General features: G+C 65.8%; 27 protein-coding genes and 1 tRNA gene. 11 read left to right on the top strand and 17 right to left on the bottom strand.

Going from position 1 to position 23,211, the window contains the following annotated elements; translation table 11 throughout:
* Nucleotides 1-73 precede the first annotated feature (73 nt).
* From xth to CHB64_RS09630, 3 genes are all read left to right on the top strand, one after another.
* Nucleotides 74-856: an exodeoxyribonuclease III gene (xth, locus tag CHB64_RS09635; RefSeq protein ID WP_089412390.1), complete on the top strand. Its 783-nt coding sequence runs from the start codon at nucleotides 74-76 to the stop codon at nucleotides 854-856.
* Nucleotides 857-939: 83 nt separating this feature from the next.
* Nucleotides 940-1,320, top strand: coding sequence for a hypothetical protein (locus tag CHB64_RS15080; protein WP_143265984.1), 381 nt, complete (start codon nucleotides 940-942; stop codon nucleotides 1,318-1,320).
* A 170-nt stretch (nucleotides 1,321-1,490) separates the two neighbouring features.
* Entirely contained in the window at nucleotides 1,491-2,582 is a 1,092-nt protein-coding gene (locus CHB64_RS09630) for an ATP-dependent DNA helicase (protein WP_089412389.1), read from the top strand.
* A gap of 69 nt (nucleotides 2,583-2,651) precedes the next feature.
* Here CHB64_RS09630 and CHB64_RS09625 read toward each other — a convergent pair whose 3' ends face one another.
* Nucleotides 2,652-2,855: a cold-shock protein gene (locus CHB64_RS09625; RefSeq protein ID WP_089412388.1), complete on the bottom strand. Its 204-nt coding sequence runs from the start codon at nucleotides 2,853-2,855 to the stop codon at nucleotides 2,652-2,654.
* 274 nt (nucleotides 2,856-3,129) lie between these two features.
* Between CHB64_RS09625 and CHB64_RS09620 the strand changes: the two genes are divergently transcribed.
* From CHB64_RS09620 to CHB64_RS09600, 5 genes are all read left to right on the top strand, one after another.
* On the top strand, nucleotides 3,130-3,870 hold the full coding sequence (locus CHB64_RS09620) for a DUF2520 domain-containing protein (RefSeq protein ID WP_089412387.1): 741 nt from the start codon (nucleotides 3,130-3,132) through the stop codon (nucleotides 3,868-3,870).
* Between the two features lie 144 nt (nucleotides 3,871-4,014).
* Nucleotides 4,015-4,677, top strand: coding sequence for a 50S ribosomal protein L25/general stress protein Ctc (locus CHB64_RS09615; protein WP_089412386.1), 663 nt, complete (start codon nucleotides 4,015-4,017; stop codon nucleotides 4,675-4,677).
* Nucleotides 4,678-4,723: 46 nt separating this feature from the next.
* Entirely contained in the window at nucleotides 4,724-5,455 is a 732-nt protein-coding gene (pth, locus tag CHB64_RS09610) for an aminoacyl-tRNA hydrolase (protein ID WP_089412439.1), read from the top strand.
* Nucleotides 5,456-5,512: 57 nt separating this feature from the next.
* Nucleotides 5,513-6,610, top strand: a complete 1,098-nt coding sequence (gene ychF / locus CHB64_RS09605; RefSeq protein WP_089412385.1) for a redox-regulated ATPase YchF — start codon at nucleotides 5,513-5,515, stop codon at nucleotides 6,608-6,610.
* A 61-nt stretch (nucleotides 6,611-6,671) separates the two neighbouring features.
* Nucleotides 6,672-7,001 carry a hypothetical protein gene (locus CHB64_RS09600; RefSeq protein ID WP_089412384.1) on the top strand — a complete coding sequence of 110 codons (330 nt, stop codon included), beginning with the start codon at nucleotides 6,672-6,674 and terminating at the stop codon, nucleotides 6,999-7,001.
* 4 nt (nucleotides 7,002-7,005) lie between these two features.
* Here CHB64_RS09600 and CHB64_RS09595 read toward each other — a convergent pair whose 3' ends face one another.
* Genes CHB64_RS09595 through petA form a run of 3 tightly spaced genes read right to left on the bottom strand, consistent with a single transcriptional unit; the run spans nucleotide 7,006 to nucleotide 9,870 of the window.
* On the bottom strand, nucleotides 7,006-7,938 hold the full coding sequence (locus CHB64_RS09595) for a cytochrome c1 (RefSeq protein WP_089412438.1): 933 nt from the start codon (nucleotides 7,936-7,938) through the stop codon (nucleotides 7,006-7,008).
* Between the two features lie 27 nt (nucleotides 7,939-7,965).
* Nucleotides 7,966-9,252: a cytochrome b gene (locus CHB64_RS09590; RefSeq protein WP_089412383.1), complete on the bottom strand. Its 1,287-nt coding sequence runs from the start codon at nucleotides 9,250-9,252 to the stop codon at nucleotides 7,966-7,968.
* 15 nt (nucleotides 9,253-9,267) lie between these two features.
* A complete protein-coding gene (gene petA / locus CHB64_RS09585) occupies nucleotides 9,268-9,870 on the bottom strand; it encodes a ubiquinol-cytochrome c reductase iron-sulfur subunit (RefSeq protein ID WP_089412382.1) in 603 nt (200 codons plus the stop codon).
* A 164-nt stretch (nucleotides 9,871-10,034) separates the two neighbouring features.
* Here petA and CHB64_RS09580 point away from each other — a divergent pair, with 164 nt between their 5' ends.
* Both CHB64_RS09580 and hemF read left to right on the top strand, forming a co-directional pair.
* Nucleotides 10,035-10,502 (top strand): tRNA (cytidine(34)-2'-O)-methyltransferase, encoded by a 468-nt coding sequence (locus tag CHB64_RS09580; protein ID WP_089412381.1) that lies wholly within the window; start codon nucleotides 10,035-10,037, stop codon nucleotides 10,500-10,502.
* 65 nt (nucleotides 10,503-10,567) lie between these two features.
* Complete coding sequence (gene hemF / locus CHB64_RS09575) at nucleotides 10,568-11,443, top strand: oxygen-dependent coproporphyrinogen oxidase (RefSeq protein WP_089412380.1); 876 nt, start codon at nucleotides 10,568-10,570, stop codon at nucleotides 11,441-11,443.
* Nucleotides 11,444-11,465: 22 nt separating this feature from the next.
* Here the strand turns inward: hemF and CHB64_RS09570 are convergent, their stop codons facing one another.
* Nucleotides 11,466-11,933, bottom strand: a complete 468-nt coding sequence (locus tag CHB64_RS09570) for a hypothetical protein (RefSeq protein WP_089412379.1) — start codon at nucleotides 11,931-11,933, stop codon at nucleotides 11,466-11,468.
* Nucleotides 11,934-12,050: 117 nt separating this feature from the next.
* On the opposite strand from CHB64_RS09570, the gene CHB64_RS09565 reads away from it, so the two are divergent.
* Complete coding sequence (locus CHB64_RS09565) at nucleotides 12,051-13,052, top strand: carbon-nitrogen hydrolase family protein (RefSeq protein ID WP_089412378.1); 1,002 nt, start codon at nucleotides 12,051-12,053, stop codon at nucleotides 13,050-13,052.
* Here CHB64_RS09565 and sigJ read toward each other — a convergent pair.
* The 12 genes from sigJ to gyrA all read right to left on the bottom strand — a co-directional run bounded on the left by sigJ (nucleotide 13,049) and on the right by gyrA (nucleotide 23,125).
* Nucleotides 13,049-13,942 (bottom strand): RNA polymerase sigma factor SigJ, encoded by an 894-nt coding sequence (sigJ, locus tag CHB64_RS09560; RefSeq protein ID WP_089412377.1) that lies wholly within the window; start codon nucleotides 13,940-13,942, stop codon nucleotides 13,049-13,051. The genes CHB64_RS09565 and sigJ overlap by 4 nt on opposite strands.
* Nucleotides 13,939-14,484: a carboxymuconolactone decarboxylase family protein gene (locus tag CHB64_RS09555; protein ID WP_143265983.1), complete on the bottom strand. Its 546-nt coding sequence runs from the start codon at nucleotides 14,482-14,484 to the stop codon at nucleotides 13,939-13,941. The genes sigJ and CHB64_RS09555 overlap by 4 nt, the downstream gene beginning before the upstream one ends.
* On the bottom strand, nucleotides 14,453-14,857 hold the full coding sequence (locus CHB64_RS09550) for a hypothetical protein (RefSeq protein ID WP_089412375.1): 405 nt from the start codon (nucleotides 14,855-14,857) through the stop codon (nucleotides 14,453-14,455). Before CHB64_RS09550 ends, CHB64_RS09555 begins: the two co-directional genes overlap by 32 nt.
* A 78-nt stretch (nucleotides 14,858-14,935) precedes the next feature.
* A complete protein-coding gene (locus tag CHB64_RS09545) occupies nucleotides 14,936-15,463 on the bottom strand; it encodes a GNAT family N-acetyltransferase (protein ID WP_089412374.1) in 528 nt (175 codons plus the stop codon).
* A 45-nt stretch (nucleotides 15,464-15,508) separates the two neighbouring features.
* A tRNA-Lys gene (locus CHB64_RS09540) sits at nucleotides 15,509-15,583 on the bottom strand.
* A gap of 172 nt (nucleotides 15,584-15,755) precedes the next feature.
* Complete coding sequence (tgt, locus tag CHB64_RS09535; protein WP_089412373.1) at nucleotides 15,756-16,883, bottom strand: tRNA guanosine(34) transglycosylase Tgt; 1,128 nt, start codon at nucleotides 16,881-16,883, stop codon at nucleotides 15,756-15,758.
* Nucleotides 16,880-17,218: a tRNA-binding protein gene (locus tag CHB64_RS09530; RefSeq protein WP_089412372.1), complete on the bottom strand. Its 339-nt coding sequence runs from the start codon at nucleotides 17,216-17,218 to the stop codon at nucleotides 16,880-16,882. Before CHB64_RS09530 ends, tgt begins: the two co-directional genes overlap by 4 nt.
* Before the next feature lie 41 nt (nucleotides 17,219-17,259).
* Nucleotides 17,260-18,339: a tRNA preQ1(34) S-adenosylmethionine ribosyltransferase-isomerase QueA gene (gene queA / locus CHB64_RS09525; RefSeq protein WP_089412371.1), complete on the bottom strand. Its 1,080-nt coding sequence runs from the start codon at nucleotides 18,337-18,339 to the stop codon at nucleotides 17,260-17,262.
* 71 nt (nucleotides 18,340-18,410) lie between these two features.
* Complete coding sequence (locus CHB64_RS09520) at nucleotides 18,411-18,857, bottom strand: peptidylprolyl isomerase (protein WP_089412370.1); 447 nt, start codon at nucleotides 18,855-18,857, stop codon at nucleotides 18,411-18,413.
* A complete protein-coding gene (locus CHB64_RS09515) occupies nucleotides 18,854-19,756 on the bottom strand; it encodes a peptidylprolyl isomerase (protein ID WP_089412369.1) in 903 nt (300 codons plus the stop codon). Before CHB64_RS09515 ends, CHB64_RS09520 begins: the two co-directional genes overlap by 4 nt.
* Before the next feature lie 74 nt (nucleotides 19,757-19,830).
* Entirely contained in the window at nucleotides 19,831-20,349 is a 519-nt protein-coding gene (gene coaD / locus CHB64_RS09510) for a pantetheine-phosphate adenylyltransferase (protein ID WP_089412368.1), read from the bottom strand.
* A gap of 31 nt (nucleotides 20,350-20,380) precedes the next feature.
* Nucleotides 20,381-23,125 carry a DNA gyrase subunit A gene (gyrA, locus tag CHB64_RS09505; protein WP_089412367.1) on the bottom strand — a complete coding sequence of 915 codons (2,745 nt, stop codon included), beginning with the start codon at nucleotides 23,123-23,125 and terminating at the stop codon, nucleotides 20,381-20,383.
* Between the last annotated feature and the right edge of the window lie 86 nt (nucleotides 23,126-23,211).

Here is a 23,211-nt window from a genome sequence, read left to right as displayed (position 1 = left end):
CCTTCGCGCGCCGGCGCGATATATCGTCTGGCGCGCCTGCGCGGAAAACCCGTCCCCAGCCTCCGGAGCTCCCTTGAAAATCGCAACCTTCAACGTGAACTCGATCAATGCGCGCCTTGAGCGCGTGCTCGATTGGTTCGATCGCGCCCGGCCGGACGTCGCCGTCCTGCAGGAGATCAAATGCGTCGACGAGAAGTTTCCCGCCGAAGCCTTCGAGGACCGCGGCTACAACATCGCCGTACACGGACAGAAGACATATAATGGCGTCGCGCTCCTGTCGAAGCATCCCATCGACGACATCGTGAAGGGCCTTCCCGGCGACAAAGCCGACGATCAGGCCCGCTATATCGAAGCGCTCGTCTGCCCTGACGACGTCCCGCCTGTGCGCGTTTGCGGGATCTACGCGCCAAACGGCAACCCGGCGCCGGGCCCGAAATTCGATTACAAACTCAAATGGCTGAAGCGCCTGAAAAAGCGCGCCGAAAAATTGCTGGAGCAGGAAGAAGCCTTCGTTCTCGCCGGCGACTTCAACGTCATTCCGCAGGCGGAGGACGTCCACGATCCGAAGGCGTGGACGGACGACGCCCTGTTCCTGCCGGAATCGCGCGCGGCGTTTCGCGAGATTCTCTATCTCGGCCTCACGGACGCGATCCGACAGATCCATCCCGACTCGGTTCTCTACACCTTCTGGGATTACAAGGGCGGCGCCTGGGAGAAGGATCACGGCATCCGCATCGATCATCTCCTGCTGTCCCCGCAGGCCGCGGACCGGCTCAAAGACGCCGGCGTCGATCGCGCCGAGCGCGGGCGCGAGAAACCGTCGGATCATGCGCCGGCGTGGGCGGAGATTGAGTAGGTAATGTGCGTTGACGGTAGAAGAGTATTTACTACTTCAATTGAACATTTTCTCTATCTTATTGAACCACTTGAGGCGCAGAAATGAACCAGAAAAATTGGTTGCAAGAAGAGCACCCAAAGCAGCTCGGCAAGCTTGTCGGCAATCTGCACGCTATAGAGAGTATGGCCCGAATATATCTTGCAAAGCAACAATCCGCTACCCGTCTCGACATAAAGAATATCAAAAAAGGTGATGAAGTGGAAATCACCCCTTTCAGCGACAAAAACTCCTTAAAAAAGGCGCTCGAAGACTATAACAATAAATGTGAAAAAGCCGGGATATGTTGCTGTAAAGTTAAAGTCAAAGAAATCGTCGCCTTGCGTGACGCGCTCGCTCACGGAAGGGTCTTTGGAATCGCCCCCCTCCAGAACACACCCTTACGCCTAATAAAGTTTGAAAAATATAAAAATGATAGTAAATAAAGTAAAAATAGAAGAATGTATCGACATGGATTCCTGTTGGTTCCGACAAAAAATAGGTTTTCTCGAAGGAGAAGTAAAAAAAAATCCGAAAAGCGCTGAAGTATGAAAGTACCTCTATTAAGTAATCGATGACCATCACCAGTGTAAATTGCCCATTCCCGGCAGCTTGAATGCTCTTCTCTCCCCAACAGGACGCCGCGCTACTTGCCGTAGACCGCTGGCTGAAGAACGCCGACCGTCAGGTCTTCCGCCTGTTCGGCTATGCCGGCGCCGGCAAGACGACGCTTGCGCGCCATATCGCCGAACATGTCGACGGGGACGTGGCCTTCGCCGCTTTCACCGGCAAGGCGGCTCATGTAATGCGCCAAAAGGGCTGCGCGGGCGCGACGACGATCCACGCCCTAATCTACCGCCCCGCCGACGAGGACGAGGAAGGCGCGCCCGTCTTCGCCCTGCGTCATGACGCGCCGGCGGCCGACGCCGACCTCATCATCATCGACGAATGCTCGATGGTGGACGAAGAGCTCGGCCGCGACCTTCTGTCTTTCGGCAAGCCCGTGCTGGTGCTCGGCGACCCGGCGCAGCTTCCCCCCGTCAAGGGTGGCGGCTACTTCACCGAGGCCGAACCCGACTTCATGCTGACCGAAATCCATCGTCAGGCGGCGGACAACCCCATCATTCGCCTGTCGATGGACATCCGCGAAGGGCGCGAGCCGGATCCGGATTTCGGCGGCGGCGCCGTGCGCTTTCTCTCCCGCCGCGAAATCTCGCAGGACGAAATCCTCGCCGCCGATCAGGTCCTCGTCGGCACGAACCGCACGCGCCGGCGCTACAACGCGCGCATCCGCGAGTTGAAGGGCCATGCGGACCCCATGCCGGAAGCCGGCGAGAAGCTCGTCTGTCTGCGGAACAATCGCCGCAAGGGGCTCCTCAACGGCGGCATCTGGACGGTGACGCTCAAGAAGGCCGCGCGCGGCGGCCGCGCGCGCATGACCGTGACGCCGGAAGAAGGCGGCAAGCCGGTCAACGTCGCCGTGCCGAAAGCGTTTTTCACCGAAGGCCCGGAGGCGGTTCCTTTCGCCCAGCGCCGGGGCGCGGACGAATTCGACTTCGGCTACGCCCTCACCGTGCACAAGGCGCAGGGCTCGCAATGGGATTCGGTCGTCCTGTTCGACGAAAGCTTCGCCTTTCGCGACCACCGCGCGCGCTGGCTTTACACGGGCGTGACCCGCGCGGCCGAACGGCTCGTTCTGGTGCGATAGTCTCTTGTTCAAGCAAAAAAAAAGCGCCCCCGGAGGGGCGCTTTCCAATTCGGCGATCGCCGGGCGCGGTTAAGCCGCGCGCAGATTGCCGGCGGAGGTGCGTCCGCGGTTCGAGACCAGCTCGTAGGAAAGCCGCTGGCCTTCCTGAAGGGTGTTCAGTCCGGCCTGCTCGACGGCGCTGGCGTGAACGAACACGTCGCTGCCGCCGTCATCCGGCTGGATGAAACCGTAACCTTTGGTGGAGTTGAACCATTTCACGACGCCTGTAGCCATTTTTCGTCTCCTTCAGACAATTGGCTGCGACGAGGCGCGCCGCAGCCGGCGGTTGATCGCGCGAAAATCATTCTCCGCGCTTTATGCGAGCCGATTGTCCGGGAGAGTTCAGAAGGCCCTGTAGAAGCCCGGCCGCTACGCTAAACGTTTGGCCGGGTTAGGCAACTGTCTTAAGTCTGCAGTCCAAATCGAGTCGTCACGAGCGCCTACATAGGGCGCGCCTAGCAGGATTACAAGCGGCGAACGCAAGAAGACCCTGATAAAAAGAAAAGGCATGAAATACGCCATCATCGGAACCGGCCGGGTCGCCCAGAGCATCGCGGCGTATCTGCGCGCCCTTAACCATGAGGCGGCGCTGATCGCGCGGGCCGAGTCGGAGGCGCGCGCGCCGTCCTGCCTGCGCGCGCTCGCCGCCGCCGACGTGATCGCCGCCGCCATCCCCGACCGCGCGCTCGGGCCATGGCGGCAGGCTTATAATGAGGCCGTCGCGGATAAACTCGCGATCCATTTTTCCGGCGCGCTCCTGATCGAGGGGATGTGGAGCTACCACCCGCTCTATTCTTTCCCGCCGGCCCCTCTGCCGCCGGAGACGACCGCGCGCGTCGCCTTCGCCAGGCAGGAAGGCGCCCCGCCCCTCGGATCGCTCGTTCCCGGAGCGAAGAACCCGGAATTCGTCGTCCCTGACGCCGACCGCGCCTTCTATCACGCGCTCGCCGTGCTGAGCGGCAATTTCGCCGCCTTCCTGTGGAACGAGACGGCGAAGGCGTTTTCAGGCCGGCTCTCCGGCGCGCCGGCGAATATTCTCGCCGGCTATCTCCACGGCGTGGTCGACCGCTTCGCGGAAAGCCCGTTCGACTCCCTCACCGGCCCGATCGCCCGGCGCGACCGCGCCACGGTCGAGGCCAATCTCGCCGCCCTCGCCCGCGAGCCGCGTCTCGCCGGTCTCTACCGCGCCTTTCTGGCTGCGGCGTGGCCGGATTTCGAGCCCGGAAACGCTGCGGGCGACGACGCCTGACGGCGCGGCGATGCACGCCCTTTCCGCGCTTGCCCCGGCGCGCCCTTTCCTCTATAGAGCGCCGCTCAATCCGGTATTTCCAGAACCGCGCCCCGGGCGAACGTCGCCGTTTCCGGCCCGCGGCTTTTCACGCAGGGACCCGTCATGGCCGAGATCGATGTTTTCCATTGCGAAGTCCGCGAGCGCGCCGGCACGGGCGCGGCCCGCGCCGCGCGGCGCGAAGGCTGGGTGCCGGGCGTTCTTTACGGCGGCGGCCAGGATCCGGTGGCGATCCGGCTGAGGTTCAACGAAGTGGTCAAGGCTCATTCGGCCGGCCGCATGCGCTCGCATCTGGCCAAGATCCAGGTTCCCGGCCAGGACTGGCTGCAGCCGGTGATAGCGCGCGAGGTGCAGCTCGATCCGGTGAAGGATCTGCCGATCCATGTGGATCTGATGCGCGTGGACGAGAAGACGCGCATCGACGTCGCCGTGCCGGTGCGCTTTCTCAACGAAGCCGCTTCGCCGGGTCTTAAGCGCGGCGGCGTGCTCAACGTCGTGCGCCACACGATCGAGGTCTACGCGCCGGCCACCGCCATTCCGGAATATCTCGAAGCCGACGTGACCGGACTGGACATCGGCGACGCCATCCATATCTCGGACATCAAGCTTCCCGAAGGCGTGACCCCCGTCATCACGGATCGCGACTTCACGGTCGCCACCGTCGCCGCGCCGTCGGCGCTGCGTTCGGCCGAGGAGGAAGCCGCCGAAGCCGAAACCGGCGCGCCGGAAACCGCCGAGGCGGAAGAAGAAGGCGAGAAGGAGGAGTAATCTTCCCCCCTCCCGCTTGGCGCCGCACAGGGCGGAGGTCTGCGCGATGTCGGCGAAACCTTTGCTTCTGGTCGGCCTCGGCAATCCGGGTGCGAAATACGCCCGCCATCGTCACAATGTCGGCTTCATGGCGGTCGACGCCGTCGCCGACGTGCACGGATTTTCCCCGCCGCGCGCGAAGTTTCAGGGCGAGCTGCGCGAAGGCTTTCTCGATTCGCCGCGCGGCCGGATCAAGGCGATCGTCTTGAAGCCTCTTACCTATATGAACGAGTCCGGCCGCTCCGTGGGCGAGGCGATGCGCTTTTTCAGGCTCCAACCGGCGGATGTCGTCGTGTTCCACGACGAGCTCGATCTTGCGCCGGGCAAGGTTAAAGCCAAGACAGGCGGCGGGACGGCCGGCCATAACGGGCTCAAGTCGATCGCCGCCCATATCGGGCCGGACTTCCGTCGCGTGCGCATCGGAATCGGCCATCCGGGCGATAAGGCGCGCGTGACCGGCCATGTGCTCGGCGACTTCGCGAGGGCCGATCAGGAGTGGCTCGCCCCGCTTCTGGCGGCCGTCGCCGCCGCCGCGCCGGCGCTGGCCGAAGGCGACGCGCGTTTTACGAGCGCCCTCGCCCAGCGCCTTCAGCCGCCGCGCGGAAAGGACGCGCCGGCGGCCGCGCGTCAGGCTGCGCCTCGCCCGACGGAAGCGGACAAGAAAAAGGACGCGACCAATCCTTTCGCCAAGGCGCTAGGCAGACTTTTAGGTCGGGATGGCGGCGCACGCGGCGCCTGACCGAGCGGCGGCCCGCCCGCCGAACATGCAATGACTGATTGAAAGAAGCAGGACCGAATGGGTTTCAAATGCGGCATCGTCGGGCTGCCCAATGTGGGCAAGTCCACGCTCTTCAACGCGCTGACGCGCACCGCCGCCGCGCAGGCGGCCAATTATCCTTTCTGCACCATCGAGCCGAATGTCGGCGACGTCGCCGTGCCTGAGCCGCGCCTGTTCAGGCTCGCCGAGATCGCCAGATCGAAAGAAATCGTCCCGGCGCGGATGCAGTTCGTGGACATCGCCGGCCTGGTCAAAGGCGCCTCGAAAGGCGAAGGGCTCGGAAACCAGTTCCTCGCCAACATCCGCGAGGTGGACGCCGTCGTTTATGTGTTGCGCTGCTTCGACGACGACGACGTCACGCATGTGGCCGGCCGGGTCGACCCGCTCGCCGATCTCGAAGTGGTCGAGACGGAGCTGATGCTGGCCGACCTCGAAAGTCTGGAGAAACGCCGGCCCAATCTGGAAAAGCGGGCCAAGGGTCAGGACAAGGAAGCCAAAGCGACGCTCGCCCTCGTCGACAGGGCCCTCGCCGCCCTGCAGGACGGAAAGCCGGCGCGCTCGGCGGACATATCGCCGGAGGAGGAAAAGATCTGGAAAGGCCTCCAGCTTCTGACGGCGAAACCGGTGCTTTTCGTCGCCAATGTCGACGAGGACTCCGCCGCCGCGGGCAACGATTACTCCCGCCGCGTCGAAGCGCGGGCGCGGGAGGAAGGCGCCGGCGCGGTCGTCATCTCGGCGCGGATCGAATCCGAGCTCGCCCAGCTCGACGACGCCGAGCAGGCGGAATATCTCGCCGCCTTAGGCCTTGAGGAGCCGGGCCTCAACCGGCTCATTCGCGCCGGCTACGCGCTTCTCGGTCTTCAGACCTTCTTCACCGCCGGCCCGAAAGAAGCGCGCGCGTGGACCATCCGCAGGGGCGCGACCGCGCCGCAGGCGGCGGGCGTGATCCACACCGATTTCGAACGCGGCTTCATCCGGGCGGAGACCATTTCCTACGACGATTATGTCGCGCTCGGCGGCGAGCAGGGCGCGAAGGAAGCCGGCAAGATGCGCCTCGAAGGCAAGGACTACGTCGTACAGGACGGCGACGTCATGTTGTTCAGGTTCAACGCCTGACGGCGCGCAGCCTTTTCGGCGTTAGCGCTTTCTTAAGCGTCTCTACTATAGGTTGTAATCCATGGTAGACGCGCTTCCTCTCTCCCGCCGGCGCGACGAGCGCATCGAAGCGAGCCTCGCCCTGCGCTTTCGCATCGGAAACGGCCCGGAAGAGCCGGGCGAGACCATCGACTGCACATGGGAAGGCGTGGCGGTGCGATGCGGCGCGCCGCCGCCGCCCGGCTGCGAGATCACGATGACGGTCGGAGGCCTTGCGCCATTGCGGGCGACGGTGGTGCGCGCGTGGCGGGACGGTTTCGCCGCCAGGCTCATGGAGCCCTCGCCAGCGCTGCTCGTGCTCGCCGAGGCCGAAGCCGCGGCGACCGCTGCGCGCGGTCGGGGCCGTTCCTGACGGATCAGCGGTCGACCTTCGACCAGATCTCCCGATAGGACCAGTAGAGGAGCCCCGTCAGGATCAGAAGATAGGCGAGGGTCATCACGCCGAGCTTCTTGCGCTCTTCCATCTTGGGCTCGGCGGCCCAAGCGAGAAACTCCACGACATCCTTCGCATACTGCTCGACCGTTTCCGGCGTGTTCGGATCGACATAGTCGACCATGCCGTCGGCGAGCGGCGGCGCCATGGCGAGCACGCCTCCGGGCGGGACCTCTACGCCCTCGCGCGGATGGCCTTCTTCGTCGAGATATTCCGGCTTCATCTGCTGCGACATGTCGCCGGGAAAATAAGGATTGTAATACTGCCCCGGCGCGACGGAGACGGTCGCCGGCGCGTCCTCATAGCCGGTAAGCAGGCTGTAGACATAGTCGGCGCCGTGCGGGCGCGCCTTGATAATGAGCGACAGGTCCGGCGGCAACGCGCCGTTATTGGCCGCGCGCGCCTGCTGCTCGTTGCGATAGGGGCCGGGGATGCGGTCGGACGGGATCGGCGCGCGCTCGAACATCTCGCCGGTTTCGTCCGGACCGTCCGTGACCTGATATTTGTAATTGGCGGCGATCGTCTTGACGATCGGGTTCTCGTTCGGGTTCGAGCAATCCAGCGTCTCGGGCGCGCCTTCGGGACAGGCGTCGAGATGAAACGGGCCGCCCTTCTGGCCTAGATTGCGGAAAGCGAGATGTTCGAGACCGTGACAATTCGAGCAGACGGCCTCGTAGACCTGATAGCCGCGCTGCAGCGCTTCCTTGTCGAAGGTTCCGAAGACGCCGTCGAAATGCCAGTGCTGATGCTTCAGCTCGGCGGCGCCGCCTGCGGCGAGAGCCGGCCCGGCGCCGAGCGCCATGGCGGCGGCGAAGCCCGCGCCGGCGAGGACTTTCAGCGTTCCGATGCTTGTCATCTCGTTCCTCATGCCCCTCGTCCGCCCCTATTCCGCCGGCGCGGCCTGCGGCGAGGCCGCGGCGCCTGGTTTGGCCGGTTTCAGCACCGCTTCCGAGATCGACTTCGGCAGCGGCTTGGGCGTCTCCAGCACGCCGAGCAGCGGCAGGATGATCAGGAAGTACGCGAAGTAATAGGCGGTCGCGATCTGCGCGAGCGTCACGTAAAGCCCTTCCGCCGGCTGGCCGCCGAGATAGCCCAGGAAAACGCAGTCGATCACCAGAAGGAAAAACCAGAGCTGCGCTGTCGGCCGATAGCGCATGGAGCGCACTTTCGAGGTGTCGAGCCAGGGCAGGAAGAACAGAACGCCGATCGAGCCGAACATGGCGATCACCCCGCCGAGCTTCGACGAGATCGGGCCGATGTCGAAGGTGATCGCCCTCAGGATCGCGTAGAACGGCAGGAAGTACCATTCAGGCACGATGTGCGCCGGCGTGACCAGCGGATCGGCCTTGATGTAGTTGTCCGGATGGCCGAGCGCGTTCGGATTGAAGAATACGAACGCTGCGAACAGAACCAGAAAGGCCGCGATCGCGAAGCTGTCTTTCACCGTATAATAGGGGTGAAACGGCACGGTGTCCTTCCTGGTTTTCACTTCGACGCCGGTCGGGTTGTTGTTGCCCGGAACATGCAGCGCCCAGACATGAAGAATGACCACGCCGAAGATCGCGAAGGGCAGCAGGTAATGCAGAGAGAAGAAGCGGTTGAGCGTCGGATTGTCCACCGAGAAGCCGCCCCACAACAGGGTGCGGATCGATTCGCCGACCACCGGGATCGCGCCGAGAATGTTGGTGATGACGGTCGCGCCCCAGAACGACATCTGCCCCCAGGGCAGCACGTAGCCCATGAACGCGGCGCCCATCATCAGCAGGAAGATGACGACGCCGAGAATCCAGATCATCTCCCGCGGCTCCTTGTATGAGCCGTAATAGAGCCCGCGGAACATGTGGATGTAGACGGCTAGGAAAAACATCGACGCGCCGTTGGAATGGATGTAGCGCATCAGCCAGCCGTAATTCACGTCGCGCATGATGTGTTCGACGCTGTCGAAGGCGTGATCGACATGCGGCGTGTAATGCATCGCCAGGATGACGCCGGTGATGATCTGGATCATCAGGCAGACGACGAGAATCCCGCCGAACGTCCACCAGTAATTCAGGTTCTTGGGCGTCGGAAAATCGACGAAGCTGTCATAGGCGAGACGCACGATCGGCAGGCGCTTGTCGAGCCAGCGCTCGATCGCGGTGCCGGGCTTGTAGGTGGATTCGTATGCCATGGCGGATGAGCGCTCCTAGCCGATCCGGATCAAGGTGTCGGTGACGAACTGATAGGGCGGCACGGGCAGGTTCTCCGGCGCCGGACCTTTGCGGATGCGTCCCGCCGTGTCGTAATGCGAGCCATGGCAGGGGCAGAACCAGCCGCCGTAATCGCCCTTCACCTCGCCCTGCGCCGTGCCCAGCGGAACGCAGCCCAAGTGGGTGCAGATGCCGACGATGACGAGAAAGGCCGGGTTGACGCGCCGGTTCTCATCAGTGGCGGGCGCTCTGGAATCGTCGATATTGTCGTTGCGCGCGACCGGGTCCTTGAGCGCGGAGAGCGGCGTGCGCTCGGCCGCGGCGATCTCCTCCTCGGTGCGGTGTCGGATGAAAACCGGCTTGCCCTGCCACATGACCTTGATCGCCTGGCCCGGCTCGAGGCTCGACAGGTCCACCTCGGTCGTCGACAGGGCGAGCACCGAAGCGTCCGGGTTCATCTGATGGACGAGCGGAACCACGCTCGCCGCGCCGCCGGCCGCCGCGACCGCGGCGGTGAGAATGTGGATGAAATCCCGGCGGGTCGGCTCCTCGCCGTTCGCCGTCGCCTGCTGGGCGGGGGAGTCGCTCGTTGCGCTCATCGCTCGTCGTGCCTCGTCAAGGATGACGCCCCAAGGGGCGAAGGGGGGATTTCGCCGGGCGTGTCTCGCATGCCTTATGGAGCAAGTCCAGCCTGAGGCCGAGTGCGGCCTAGCGTCGCGAACGGTCCCTCGGGCAAGACGAATCGCGCAGGAGAATCAGCGCCATGAGACTCGCCCTCTATCAGCCCGACATGGCCGGCAATGTCGGCGCGGCGATTCGCGTCGCGGCCTGCTTCGGCGCCGGGCTCGACATCATCGAGCCTTGCGGCTTTCCGCTGGACGCGCGCGACATCCGGCGCGCGGCGATGGACTACGCCGCCCTCGCCGCGCCGGTCCGCCATGCGAGCTGGCGGGCCTTTTGCGACAGTCCCGAGCGGCGCGGCGGCCGGCTCTTGCTGCTCACCACGCGCGCCGCGCGGCCGATCTGGGAGTTCGCCTTTCAACCGGACGACGTGATTCTGCTCGGTCGCGAGAGCGCCGGCGCGCCGGAGGCGGTTCACGCCGCGGCCGACGCGCGCCTGCTCATTCCCTTAGCTCCCGGCGCCCGCTCCCTTAACGTGGCCGTCGCCGGCGCCGTTGCGCTGGCCGAAGCGCGCCGGCAGATCGGTTACAACGAGGCCTCAATGATCTAGATCAGCGCGCGGGGCGAGAAAGCCGGCAGGAAGTCCGCCCGCCGACGGAACGAGGTGAAGATCCGATGATCGACATGACCGACCGCAAACGCCGTGCGAAGGACTGGTTCGAAGCGCTTCAGCTTCGCCTGTGCGCGGCTTTCGAGCAGCTCGAACGCCAGGCCGGCGAGCCCTACGCCGAGATGGCGCCGGGCCGGTTCGAGCGCACGCCATGGCGGCGCGGCGACGGCGTTTCCGACCAGGGCGGCGGCGTCATGGCGATCATGCGCGGGCGCGTCTTCGAGAAGGTCGGCGTCCACGTCTCGACAGTCTATGGCGAATTTTCGCCGGAATTCGCCAGACAGATTCCCGGCGCGGCGGAAGACCCCCGCTTCTGGGCGTCGGGCGTGTCGCTGATCGCCCACACGCGCAATCCGCACGCGCCCGCAGCGCATATGAACACGCGCATGATCGTCACGACGCAGTGCTGGTTCGGCGGCGGGGGCGATCTCAATCCCATGCTCGACCGTTATCGCCGGGCGGACCATCCCGACGCGCTCGCCTTTCACGAGGCGATGCGCGCGGCCTGCGACCGGCATGACCCCGGCTACTATCCCCGCTTCAAGGCATGGTGCGACGAGTATTTTTTCCTGCCCCACCGCAATGAGCCGCGCGGCGTCGGCGGCATCTTCTACGACCGCCACGACAGCGGCGACTGGGAGGCGGATTTCGCCTTCACCCGCGACGTGGGCGAAGCGTTTCTCGGGATCTATCCGAAGCTCGTCGCCGCGCGGATGAACGCGCCCTGGACGGCGGAAGAGCGCGAGGAGCAGCTCATCCGCCGCGGGCGTTATGCGGAATACAACCTTCTTTACGACCGCGGCACGCAGTTCGGGCTGAAGACCGGCGGCAATGTGGAGGCGATCCTCTCCTCCCTGCCGCCGGAAGCGAAATGGCCTTAAAGCGCGTCGCGCAGGCGTCGCGTCAGCGCTGGCCGCGCATCCCGGCGAGGCCGGAAATGAGCGTCAGGAGCCCGCCGCCGCCGGCGAGGTAAGAGCCCCATTTGACGCCTTCGAGCCCTTCGTCGCTGCCCATCTGGGTCAGCGCGTAAAAGCCGATCGCCGCGATCACGACGATCCCGGCGAGCATCGTAATGAAGCTCGTCAGTCTGCCGATGACCGGCAGGAGGCCGATGACGCCGAGTACGGCGGCCACGGCGGAAACGAAAATGGCGGCGAAGATCGCCTTGCCTTTCAGCCCCCCCTCAGGCTTGCAATCCCCGTCGAGAGAGAAATTCCTGTTGAGCCAGCAGTCGATCGTGTTTCCGACATAATCATGGCCGGTCAGCGTCACGACGCCGCTGCCGATGTCGGACCCGCTCACCTCGTCGCCGAAGATCGGCGCGAAAAGAAGCGCTGCGATCACCGCGATCGGTAGCAAAATTCGGATCATGCCCACACCCCGTTGACCCTGCGTCCCCAGCGTCGCAGCTTAACCCTTCGTCAGGATCGTGTGAAGCAGGCGCGCGCTGTGCGCTGTAGCGCGGCTTCAGGAAAGGACGGCGGTGGAATGAGCGAACCGGAGGCTTTCCGCCTTGCGGCGGTGCAGGCCGCGCCCGTGCTGTTCGACAAGGCCGCCTCGACGGAAAAGGCCTGCGCGCTGATCGCCCGCGCCGGCCGGGAAGGCGCCGATCTGGCTGTTTTCGGCGAGACCTGGCTGCCGGGCTATCCCTTCTGGGTGGAAGGCGCGGTGCAGGACCTTACCTGGGAGGCGAGCGCGACCTATCTCGAAAACGCCGTCGAGATCGGCGGACCGGAGACCGACGCGCTGTGCGCCGCGGCGCGTGCGGCCGGACTCGACGTCGTCATCGGCGTGGCCGAGCGCGATCCGCATTCTCAGGGCACGGCTTATTGCACGGCGCTGACGATCGGCCGCGAGGGCGAGATTCTCGGCCGGCACCGCAAGCTCAAACCCACCCACGCCGAGCGCGTCATCTGGGGCGACGGCGACGGGGCCGGCCTGAAGGTTCATCAACGCCCCTACGGACGGATCAGCGCGCTCAACTGCTGGGAGCATCAGATGATGCTGCCGGGATATGTTCTCGCCGCGCAGGGAACGCAAATCCACTGCGCCCTGTGGCCGGGGTGGGAGAAGGCGCCGCGGCCCGGGGAGTACTGCTGGGCGCGCCAGCATCTTTTGTCGCGCGCGTTCGCCAGCCAGGCCGCGGCTTATGTGGTCTGCGCGGCGGGCCTGCGCCTCGAGGAGCACATTCCCGACCGCTGGAAGCCGCTGGGCGTATGGGAGCACACTGGCCAATCGGTCATCATCGACCCGCGCGGGGAGATCATCGCCGGCCCCATCGACGGCGAGGATATTCTGTTCGCTGAAGGCTCGCTCGAAACCGTGCGCGCCGCCAAGGCGGCCTGCGACATCGCGGGCCATTATTCCCGCCCGGACGTTTTCCGTCTGCATGTGAACGACGCGCCTGCGGACCGGCGCGCCGCCCTCGACAGCGATGCGGACTTCGACGAGGACGATCGCTCCGCATTGCTCGGCGAGAATGACGATTAAACGGGTCCGGCCGCGTGCGCGTCCAGCCCGCGCAGCTTTTCCGGGTTGCGCACCACGTAAACGGCTGCGATGAGCCCGTCCGCGACGTCGATCGAGATGGTTTCCTCTATCGCTTCGCCGTCATAGACGAGCAGACCTGGCTCGCCGTTGACGTCGGCGAAGCGGAAGCGCAGCAGCCGGTTTTGCGCGCGCGCCTTTCGGACGACGCCGGCGAGGAAGCGGGCGATCCTGTCGGCCCCGCGAATGGGGTTGAGCGCGGCGATCTTTACGCCGCCGCCGTCGGAAACCGCTGTGGCGTCGGCCGCCAGCAGCGTCTTCAGCCGGCTCGGATCTCCGCTCGCGACCGCTTCGGCGAAACGCTCAAGGAGCGCCTGATGGGCTTCCGCGGGAACGCGCTTTCCAGGCCGTGCCGCCGCGACGGCGCGCCGCGCGCGCGCGGCGAGCTGACGGCACGCCGCCTCGCTTTTGCCGAGCGCGGCGGCGATCTCCGAGAACGGCGCGTCGAACACGTCGTGCAGAAGGAACGCCGCGCGTTCGGCCCGCGACAGCCGCTCAAGCGTCAGAAGCAGCGCAAAGGACAAATCCGCCGCTATCTCGGCCGCTTTCTCCGGCGACAGATCGTCCGCATCGAGAACGGGCTCCGGCAGCCACGGGCCCACATAGACCTCCCGCCGGACGCGCGCGGCCTTGAGCCGGTCGAGGCAGAGCCGCGTGACCATGGTCGTGAAATAGGCCTCCGGATTGCGCACGGCCTCCCGGTTCGCGCCCGCATAGCGCAGATACGCGTCCTGCAGCACGTCCTCGGCTTCGGACCGGCTTCCCAGCATCCGGTAGGCGAGGCCGAGAAGCCGGCCGCGATAAGGTCCGAGCGGATCGTCCGTCTGCGTCATGCCGCCTCTTTTGCGACGTCGACCATGCGGTCGCCGACCGATACGCGCTGGCAGATTCTCGCAAAGCCGAGCCCCATCTTAACCATCGGATAGAGGCGGCCCGCCTGCATGCCCAGCGTAAGATCTATCACGCCTGCATCTCCCCAGCGCGCGCGGACGGCCTCGCGCGCTTCGTCGAGCGACGGGTCGCGACGGGCGAGCGCATCCGCAAAACGGAAGGTCAGCGCGACGTCGGCGCTCATCGCCAGCGCGTCCCGTTTGAGCACCGCCTCGATCTGGTCCGGCGCCATCCCGGCTTCCTCCGCCATGCGCACGACGAGCTGCACGCAAGGACCGCAATCTTCGGTCATGGCGCCGATGAGCTTTGCGGCGAAGGCGGCGTCGACCGACGCGGCCTCCCTGTGCTTCGACAGGGCCGCGAGCCTGGCGAACTTGGCGAAAGCCGACGGCGATACGGCGAGCATGTGCTCCATGTAGCTCGCATCATAGTCGTAACGCGCGGCGAAAGCCTTAAGCGCGTGTTTGCCGATCAGGCCGAGCATGAACATCTCCTATGTCGGGGGTTGCGGACCACGCGGCGAGCGCCGCAGGAAAAATCACGAGAAGCGCGTCGGCGACCGGGGCGCGCGAATGGCCGCCCAGCATCTCCGCGATATGGATGAGCGCGTGAAAGCAGACGAACGCCGCGCCCGCCGCGGCCGCCGGCCACAGGCCCGGCCGCCAGGCGCGCGCGGCGAGGCCCAGCGCGGCGGCGAGAAAAGCCGCGCCGATATCGGCGACGAAATGCGGATTATAGGGACCCGTATGCTCGACGCCCGGAATGCGCGCATACCAGCCTGGCCCGTCGATCAGCATCGAGGCGCCGTTGACGCCGTAAAAGGCCGCGAGCGCGCCTGCCAGAAGCCGTTTCATCATGGCCGTCTCCTCGTCTTCTCCCTTCCAAGACGAGGCGGCGACGGGGAACGTGACAGGGACGACGGATTTTTTCGCGGCTCAGGCCCGCTCGAAGACGATCACCGGCTCGCCGCGATAGGTCGCGCGCCAGGCTTCGCGAAAGCCGCATTTCTCTGCGACGCGCATGGAGCGGGCGTTCGTCTCATTAATTATGCAGACCTTGCGGCGGCCAGGAACGTTCGCCTCGGCCCAGTTGAGCGCGGCGCGCGCGGCCTCCGTCGCGTAGCCTTTGCCCTGCGCAGCGCCGGCGAGCACCCAGCCGAATTCGAGCAAGCCGTCGAGCGGCGGTTCGATGTCGCGCTTGAAGTCGGAAAAGCCGACATCCCCGACGATAGCGCCGGTCGCCTTCTCCACGACCAGCCAGAAGCCAAAACCGAGAAGCGCCCAGTCGCCAGTCTCGCGCGAGAACTTCCCCCAGGCCTGTTCGCGGGTGAGCGGCTTGCCGCCGATGAGGCGAACCACCGCCTCCTCCGCCCACATGGCGGCGAAGGCGGGAAAGTCTTCCATGCGCCGCCCGCGCAGGACGAGCCGCTCGGTCTCGATGAGGGGGATTTCCAGACGGGCCATGTCATCCTCGTCGACGCGCCGCCACCCGCCTCGCCGCGCGAAGGCTGGTGAGCCCGGATGGGATCGAACCATCGACCTACTGATTAAAAGTCAGTTGCTCTACCGCTGAGCTACGGGCCCTGACGTCAGCTTCCGCCGCTTGACGCCCGAAGACATCGCGCGGCGAAAGAAAGGCTGCGGCCGCCGCGGCGGCGGCCGGAGCCTGAGAGAGCGCGGACCATAATTGCGCCCTACCGAGGGGTCAACAGGGGAATCCCGCCCTTGCCCGGCAAGCTCCCGCTGCCAGGCCCGCCTAGAGAATCGTCTCGCCGGTCTCCTCCCGAAAGCGCGCCACGAAGGCGCCGAACCGGCCGGCGGCGATCGCCGCGCGCATCCCGGCCATCAGCGCCTGATAATAGGCGAGATTGTGCCAGGTCAGCAGCATGGGTCCGAGATATTCGCCGGCCCGGAAAAGATGATGGAGATAGGCTTTCGAATAGTCCCTGCTCGCCGGACAGTCGAGCGAAGGGTCGAGCGGTTCGGGATCGTCGGCGAAGGCGGCGTTCTTGATGTTGATCGGCCCTCGTCGCGTCCACGCCTGTCCGTGGCGGCCCGAGCGCGTCGGGGCGACGCAGTCGAACATGTCCATCCCGCGCGCCACGGCGCCGACGATGTCGGCGGGTTTACCCACGCCCATAAGATAGCGCGGCCTGCCCGCGGGCATTTCCGGCGCGACGATTTCGAGCACGCGGAACATCTCGGCGCGCCCCTCGCCCACCGCAAGCCCGCCGACGGCGTAGCCGGGAAAGTCGAGCTCTAGAAGCCGCGCGAGGCTTTCCCGACGCAGGTCGTCGTAATTCGCGCCCTGAACGATGCCGAACAGCGCCTGGCCGGGCGCGGCCTTCTCCTCGAAGGCGCGGCGCGACCGCTCGGCCCAGCGGACCGACAGCAGCATCGACTCGCGCGCGGCGCCATGGGCGATGGGAATGGCCGGGCATTCGTCGAGCTGCATCTGGATGTCGGCGCCGAGCAGGCATTGGATCTCGATCGACCGCTCGGGCGTGAGCATGTGCGGCGCGCCGTCGATATGCGACTGGAAAGCGACGCCTTCCTCCGTCAGCTTGCGGAGCTTCGCCAGCGACATCACCTGAAAGCCGCCCGAGTCGGTCAGGATCGCGTGCGGCCAGTTCATGAATTTGTGCAGTCCCCCGAGCGCCGCGACGCGCTCCGCGCCGGGACGCAGCATCAGATGATAGGTGTTGCCCAAGACGATGTCCGCGCCTGTCGCGCGCACGTTGTCTGGCGGCATCGCCTTGACCGTTCCCGCCGTGCCGACGGGCATGAAGGCGGGCGTGCGTATCTTGCCGCGCGGCGTTTCGATCACGCCCAAGCGCGCCGGACCGTCGCTCGCCTCGAGCGTAAAGGAAAAGCCGTCGCTCAATGCATTCTTCCCCCGTTCGGCACGGGCCGGTCGGGCCCTATCAGCACGACCGCGCCGTTCTCGTCTGAGAAGCCGAGCACCAGGACCTCCGACATGAAATCGGCGATCTGGCGCGGCGGGAAGTTCACCACCGCCGCGACCTGCCGGCCGACCAGCGCCTTCTCGTCGTAATGCACAGTGATCTGGGCGGAGGATTTCTTCACGCCGATTTCGGGGCCGAAGTCGATCCACAGCTTGAAGGCGGGCTTTCGCGCCTTGGGAAAGGGCGCGGCCTCGACGACCGTTCCCACGCGGATGTCGACCTTCAGAAAATCGTCGATAGAGATTTCGCTCATCGTTCCGGCTTTCAGGCTTCGCGCTTCGCGCCGCAGAGGCGTTATTCGTTCTCGGGTCCGCGTTCAAGCAGGCAGGCGTCGCCATAGGAGTAAAACCGGTAGCCGGCCTTGATCGCATGAGCGTAGGCGGCCTTCATCCGCGCGGTTCCGGAAAACGCGCAGACCAGCATGAACAGAGTCGAACGCGGCAGGTGGAAGTTGGTCATCAGAAGGTCGACCGCCCGGAAGCGATAGCCGGGCGTGATGAAAATCGACGTCTCCTCGGCGCAGGGGCGCACGCGGCCTTCCCTGTCCGCCGTGCTTTCGAGCAGTCTCAACGCGGTGGTGCCCACGGCGAGGATGCGCCCGCCCTTGGCGCGCGCCGCGTTGATCGCCTCGGCTTGCGCCGGCGTGATCTCGCCCCATTCGGCGTGCATGACGTGATCGCGCGTATCCTCCGCCGTCACGGGCAGAAAGGTGCCCGCCCCTACATGCAGCGTGATCGTCAGCCGGCGGACGCCGCGTTTATCGAGCGCGTCGAGAAGCGCCTCGGTGAAGTGAAGGCCCGCGGTGGGCGCGGCGACCGAGCCCGGCTCAGCGGCGTAAACGGTCTGATAGTCCGCCGCGTCCTCGGGGCGAGCCGGCCGGCGGCGCGCAATATAGGGCGGCAGGGGCGGCGCGCCCGCGCGGGCGAGCCCGGCGTCGAAGTCGGCCCCGGCGCGATTGAATCGCAGCACCGCTTCGGCCTCGCTGCGCGCCTCGATCACTGCCGTAAGCCCTGCGCCGAAATCGAGCGCATCGCCTTCGCGCAGGCGTTTGGCGGGCCGCACGAAGGCCCGCCAGCGCGCACCGGCAGGCTCTTCAGGCGCCAGCCGCCGGTGCAGCGTCACGTCGATCTCGACCGGCTCGCCGCCGCCCGCCGTCCGTGCGGGACGGCGCCCGCGCAGCTGCGCCGGGATGACCTTGGTGTCGTTGAGAACCAGAAGATCGCCCGGGCGCAAGAGCGCAGGCAGGTCGCGCACGACCCTGTCCGCGAGCCCGTCCGCGCGCACGTGCAGAAGCCGCGCGGAATCGCGCGGGCGCGCCGGCTCCAGCGCGATGCGCTCTTCGGGAAGATCAAAGTCGAAATCGGAAACGCGCATCTGGGAATGCGGGCCGCCCTCGAACGGTTTCAGGCCTTATGTGCAACCTGCACCCTGCGCCCTGCAACCTCCTACGCAGCCGTTCTGAAGCTGACGATTTTCGTCGGCTTCGCCGGCGGCTCGCCGCGCTGAGCGGCGTCCACATGCTCCATGCCGTCGACGACCCGCCCCCACACCGTGTACTGGCCGTCGAGAAACGAAGCGTCGTCGAAGCAGATGAAGAACTGGCTGTCGGCGCTGTCGGGATCGGCCGCCCGCGCCATGGAGCAGATCCCGCGCTGATGGCTCACGTCGTTGAATTCAGCCTCAAGCTTTTTGCCGGACCCGCCTCTGCCGTCGCCGCGCGGACAGCCCATCTGCGCCATGAAGCCGTCGATGACGCGATGGAGCGCCAGCCCGTCGTAAAAGCCGGAATCGGCCAGCGCCGCGATGCGCGCGACATGGTTCGGCGCCTTATCCGGAAAGGTCTCGATCGTCACCGCGCCGGTGTCGAGCGTCAGCACAAGTCGATTGCTCACAGTCTGATCTCTCCGTTGACCCGCCGCGGCGGCTTGATGTTGCACATATTGCGTACGAACCCGTCGCGCACGAGGCCCGCAGCTTCGATATATTGTTTGAACGCCTCGCTGTCGGTGCGCATCACCTGAATGTTCGGCCGTTCATTCTCCGGCACATCCGCGGCGATGCGCATGCGGACGATCGGCGTCGGCCGCTCCGGCGGCTCGCCGCGCGCGATGCGCCGCGTGGCGTCGAAGCCGTGCACGATCCAGCCCCAGGTCGTGTAGCGCTTGTCGAGATTGAGCCGGGAATCGCCGATGACGATGAAGAACTGGCTGTTCGCGCTGTTCGGGTCAGTCGCGCGCGCCATCGACATCACGCCGGGGCAGTGAAGGCCCCACAACTGAACCGCCCGGTCGGCGCGGAAGGACCGCAGCGCCTCGGGCTGCGCGGCGGCGGGCATGCCGTCGACGAACCCGACCCGCGCGGCGATGCGGTCGCGGCCGATTTCGGTGAAATTCGGGAATTCCTCCGTGTGGTGGATGAACTCGCCCTTGATGTCGGGCAGGGACGACCCGCCGGTGCCGTCGCCTTTCGGGTCGCCGCCCTGGGCGACGAATCCCTCGATCACCCGATGGAACTTCAGCCCGTCATAGAACCCTTGCCGCACGAGCTGCCTGATCTGCGCCACATGCGCAGGCGCGAAGTCGGGACGCATCTCGATCACCACCTCGCCCGCCGGCAGGTCGAGCAGGATCGTGTTTTCGAGATCGAGCGGGCGCCACGCCTCCGCGGGCGCGTTCGCGACGATATCGGCCGGCCTCATGGGCGCGGCGTCATCTTTCTTCTGGGCGAAAGCCGTCCCGACGACGAGAAACGCCGCCGCCGCGCCGGCCAATGCTGCCGCTGTGCTTTTCATGATGTCGCCTGTCCGATCCTGTTGTGCGCTTGAATGACGCCGCGACCATATCAGAGCGATCCGCCGCGGCGAACTTAAGCCTGCGAAAATTTCCGGCGCAGCTGCTCGGCCACGCCCGCCGGCACGAAGGAGCCGATCTCGCCGCCCAGGCGGGCGATCTCCTTGACCAGCCGCGAGGCGATCGACTGATAGCGGGCGTCGGCCATCAGAAAGACCGTCTCTATCTCTTCATTGAGCGCCTGGTTCATGCCGACCATCTGAAACTCGTATTCGAAGTCCGACACTGCGCGCAGCCCGCGAATGATGATGTCGGCCTTCACTTCTTCGGCGAAGCGCATGAGCAGCGTTTCGAACGGGACCACGCGGATCGCGACGCCGCTCTTGCGGGCGAGCGGCTCCATCTCGGCGGACACCATCTCGACCCGTTCATCGAGCGAGAACAAGGGGCCCTTGTCGCGATTCACGGCGACGCCGACCACAAGCTCGTCGACCAGCTTGACTGCGCGCTCGATAATATCGAGATGCCCGAGCGTGATGGGATCGAACGTGCCCGGATAAAGGCCGATCCGGCGACGGTCCGTCTTCCTGCTCATGCTTCCTCCCGGCCGGCCCGCCGCGCAGGCGTCAGCCTTCTCCCTCCCCGCCGTCTTCGTCGCCGATGTCTTCGATGCGCTCGACGGAGACGACCTTTTCTCCCTCTCTGGTGCGGAAGATCCGCACACCTTGCGTATTGCGCCCGGCCACGCGGATGTCGTTCACCGGCGTGCGGATAAGCTGGCCGCCGTCGGTGACGAGCATGATCTGATCGGAATCCTCCACCGGGAAAGAGCCGACGACCCGGCCGTTGCGCTTGTTGGCGACGATGGCGATGATGCCCTTTCCGCCGCGCCCCGACGTTCTGTATTCGTATGAAGAAGAGCGCTTGCCGAAGCCGTTCTCGGTGACGGTGAGCACGAACTGCTCGGCAGCGCCCAGCTCGGCGAGCCTTTCAGGGCTGATCGCGACGGGCGCTTCGGCCGCATCCTCGGTTTCTTCCTCTCCGCCTTCGCCCATCGCGCGGCGCATGGCGGCGGCGTGCCTGAGATAAGCGCGCGCCTCCTCCGGGCTCGCCTCGACATGGCGCAGAATGGCCATCGAGATCACGTGATCGCCCGCGCCGAGGCGAATGCCGCGCACGCCGGTCGAGGTCCGCCCTGCGAAGACGCGCACGTCCTCGACGGGGAAACGTATGCACATGCCGGCGGCCGTCGTCAGCAGCACGTCCTCGTCCGGCCGGCAGATCTGCACGCCGACGATCGCATCGCCCTCCTCGAGCTTCATGGCGATCTTGCCGTTGCGGTTGACCCGCTGGAAGTCGGAGAGCTGATTTCGCCGCACGTCGCCGGAGCGCGTGGCGAACATCACATGCAGGTCGCGCCAGGAATCTTCGTCCTCCGGCAGCGGCAGAATGCTCGTCACGCGCTCGCCTTGCGACAAGGGCAGAAGATTGACGAACGCCTTGCCGCGCGCCTGCGGCGGTCCCTCCGGGATGCGCCACAGCTTCATCTTGTAGGCCATGCCCGTAGAGGTGAAGAAAAGAAGCGGCGTGTGCGTATCGCCGACGAACAGCTGCGCGACGAAGTCCTCGTCCTTGGGGCGCATGCCGGCGCGGCCCTTCCCGCCGCGGCGCTGGGCGCGATAGGCGGACAAAGGCGTGCGCTTCACATAGCCCGAATGGGTGACGGTGACGACCATCTCCTCGCGCGCGATCAGGTCCTCGTCCTCGACCTCGCCTTCGATTTCGACGATCTCGGTGCGCCGCGGCGTGGCGAACTCCTCGCGCACGGCCTTGAGTTCGTCCTTGATGATCGTCAGCACCCGGTCGCGCCGGCGAAGAATGTCGAGATAGTCGGCGATTTTCTCGGCGAGGCCTTTCAGCTCGTCGCCGATTTCATCGCGGCCGAGCGCGGTGAGTCTCTGCAGCCGCAAATCGAGGATCGCCTTGGCCTGCTCCTCGGACAGACGCAAGGTCCCGTCCTCCGACATGGCGTGGCGCGGATCGGCGACGAGCGCCACGAGCGGGGCGAGGTCCTTCGCCGGCCAGTCGCGCGCCATGAGCTGCTCGCGCGCCGCGGCCGGATCGGGCGCGCGCCGGATGAGCGCCACCACCTCGTCGATATTGGCGACCGCAATGGCGAGGCCGACCAGGAGATGAGCGCGCTCGCGCGCCTTGGCGAGATCGAACTTGGTGCGGCGGGTGACGACCTCCTCGCGGAAGTCGATGAAGGCGCGCAGGATTTCCCGCAGCGACAGCTGCTGCGGGCGCCCGCCGTTGAGCGCAAGCATGTTGACGCCGAAGCTCGTCTGAAGCTGCGAATGACGATAGAGCTGATTGAGCACCACGTCCGCGGCGGCGTCGCGGCGCAGCTCGATGACGACGCGAATGCCGTGGCGGTTCGACTCGTCGCGGATGTCGGCGACGCCTTCGATCTTTTTCTCGCGCACGAGAGCGGCGATACGCTCGATCATCTGGGCTTTGTTCACCTGATAGGGAATCTCTGTGATGATGACGGCGTAGCGGTCCTTACGCGTTTCCTCGATGACCGCGCGCCCGCGCATCATGACCGAGCCGCGCCCGAGCAGCAGCGCGGCCTTGGCGCCGCTGCGGCCCAGAATGAGGCCGCCGGTTGGGAAGTCCGGCCCCGGTACGATCTCGACGAGCTCGTTGTCGGTGATGTCGGGGTTGTCGATCATGGCGACGGTCGCATCGACGACCTCGCCGAGATTGTGCGGGGGAATGTTGGTCGCCATGCCGACGGCGATGCCGCCTGCGCCGTTCACCAGAAGATTCGGGAAGCGCGCCGGCAGAACCGTCGGCTCTTTCTTGCGCCCGTCATAGTTCGGCTCGAAGCGGACCGTATCTTTCTCGATATCGGCGAGAAGCGCTTCGGCGGCCTTCGCCATGCGGCATTCGGTGTAACGCATGGCCGCCGGCGGATCGCCGTCGATGGAGCCGAAATTGCCCTGCCCGTCGATGAGCGGCAGGCGCATGGAGAAGTCCTGCGCCATGCGCACCAGCGCGTCGTAGATCGCCTGGTCGCCATGCGGGTGATAGTTGCCCATCGTCTCGCCAACGACGCCGGCCGCCTTGCGATAGGACTTGTTCCAGACCAGCCCCATCTCGTGCATCGCCCACAGGATGCGCCGATGCACGGGCTTGAGCCCGTCGCGCGCGTCCGGAATCGCGCGGGAGACGATCACGCTCATCGCATAGTCGAGATACGACCGGCGCATCTCGTCTTCGATGGCGATCGCCGAGACGTTTTTCGGGGTTTCGTGCTTGCCGTCGTCCGCAGGGCCGCCCGGCAAATCCTCGTCGTTTTCGGCCACGGAATTCCTTCGTCAATGGCGGGAGAATCTTGCGCTGTGGGCTTACCACCCGCCCGCCCGCCGCCGCAAGCATCCGACGGTTCAAC

This window comes from Amphiplicatus metriothermophilus (assembly GCF_900199215.1).
In the GTDB taxonomy this organism is placed as follows: Bacteria; Pseudomonadota; Alphaproteobacteria; order Caulobacterales; family Parvularculaceae; genus Amphiplicatus; species Amphiplicatus metriothermophilus.
Note: the sequence above shows the minus strand (reverse complement) of the source record. Positions and strands in the feature narration are given on the sequence as shown.

Excerpts from the sequence above, each read along its gene's own strand:
- CHB64_RS09530 (WP_089412372.1), bottom strand. The coding sequence starts at position 17,218 with ATGAGCGAAATCTCTATCGACGATTTTCTGAAGGTCGACATCCGCGTG.
- CHB64_RS09570 (WP_089412379.1), bottom strand. The coding sequence starts at position 11,933 with ATGATCCGAATTTTGCTACCGATCGCGGTGATCGCAGCGCTTCTTTTC.
- CHB64_RS09555 (WP_143265983.1), bottom strand. The coding sequence starts at position 14,484 with ATGCTCGGCCTGATCGGCAAACACGCGCTTAAGGCTTTCGCCGCGCGT.
- ychF (WP_089412385.1), top strand. The coding sequence starts at position 5,513 with ATGGGTTTCAAATGCGGCATCGTCGGGCTGCCCAATGTGGGCAAGTCC.
- petA (WP_089412382.1), bottom strand. The coding sequence starts at position 9,870 with ATGAGCGCAACGAGCGACTCCCCCGCCCAGCAGGCGACGGCGAACGGC.
- coaD (WP_089412368.1), bottom strand. The coding sequence starts at position 20,349 with ATGAGCAGGAAGACGGACCGTCGCCGGATCGGCCTTTATCCGGGCACG.
- CHB64_RS09620 (WP_089412387.1), top strand. The coding sequence starts at position 3,130 with ATGAAATACGCCATCATCGGAACCGGCCGGGTCGCCCAGAGCATCGCG.
- CHB64_RS09600 (WP_089412384.1), top strand. The coding sequence starts at position 6,672 with ATGGTAGACGCGCTTCCTCTCTCCCGCCGGCGCGACGAGCGCATCGAA.
- CHB64_RS09550 (WP_089412375.1), bottom strand. The coding sequence starts at position 14,857 with ATGATGAAACGGCTTCTGGCAGGCGCGCTCGCGGCCTTTTACGGCGTC.
- CHB64_RS09565 (WP_089412378.1), top strand. The coding sequence starts at position 12,051 with ATGAGCGAACCGGAGGCTTTCCGCCTTGCGGCGGTGCAGGCCGCGCCC.
- CHB64_RS09615 (WP_089412386.1), top strand. The coding sequence starts at position 4,015 with ATGGCCGAGATCGATGTTTTCCATTGCGAAGTCCGCGAGCGCGCCGGC.
- hemF (WP_089412380.1), top strand. The coding sequence starts at position 10,568 with ATGATCGACATGACCGACCGCAAACGCCGTGCGAAGGACTGGTTCGAA.
- CHB64_RS09630 (WP_089412389.1), top strand. The coding sequence starts at position 1,491 with ATGCTCTTCTCTCCCCAACAGGACGCCGCGCTACTTGCCGTAGACCGC.
- CHB64_RS09595 (WP_089412438.1), bottom strand. The coding sequence starts at position 7,938 with ATGACAAGCATCGGAACGCTGAAAGTCCTCGCCGGCGCGGGCTTCGCC.
- sigJ (WP_089412377.1), bottom strand. The coding sequence starts at position 13,942 with ATGACGCAGACGGACGATCCGCTCGGACCTTATCGCGGCCGGCTTCTC.
- CHB64_RS09545 (WP_089412374.1), bottom strand. The coding sequence starts at position 15,463 with ATGGCCCGTCTGGAAATCCCCCTCATCGAGACCGAGCGGCTCGTCCTG.
- CHB64_RS09590 (WP_089412383.1), bottom strand. The coding sequence starts at position 9,252 with ATGGCATACGAATCCACCTACAAGCCCGGCACCGCGATCGAGCGCTGG.
- CHB64_RS15080 (WP_143265984.1), top strand. The coding sequence starts at position 940 with ATGAACCAGAAAAATTGGTTGCAAGAAGAGCACCCAAAGCAGCTCGGC.
- CHB64_RS09625 (WP_089412388.1), bottom strand. The coding sequence starts at position 2,855 with ATGGCTACAGGCGTCGTGAAATGGTTCAACTCCACCAAAGGTTACGGT.
- CHB64_RS09515 (WP_089412369.1), bottom strand. The coding sequence starts at position 19,756 with ATGAAAAGCACAGCGGCAGCATTGGCCGGCGCGGCGGCGGCGTTTCTC.
- CHB64_RS09580 (WP_089412381.1), top strand. The coding sequence starts at position 10,035 with ATGAGACTCGCCCTCTATCAGCCCGACATGGCCGGCAATGTCGGCGCG.
- queA (WP_089412371.1), bottom strand. The coding sequence starts at position 18,339 with ATGCGCGTTTCCGATTTCGACTTTGATCTTCCCGAAGAGCGCATCGCG.
- pth (WP_089412439.1), top strand. The coding sequence starts at position 4,724 with ATGTCGGCGAAACCTTTGCTTCTGGTCGGCCTCGGCAATCCGGGTGCG.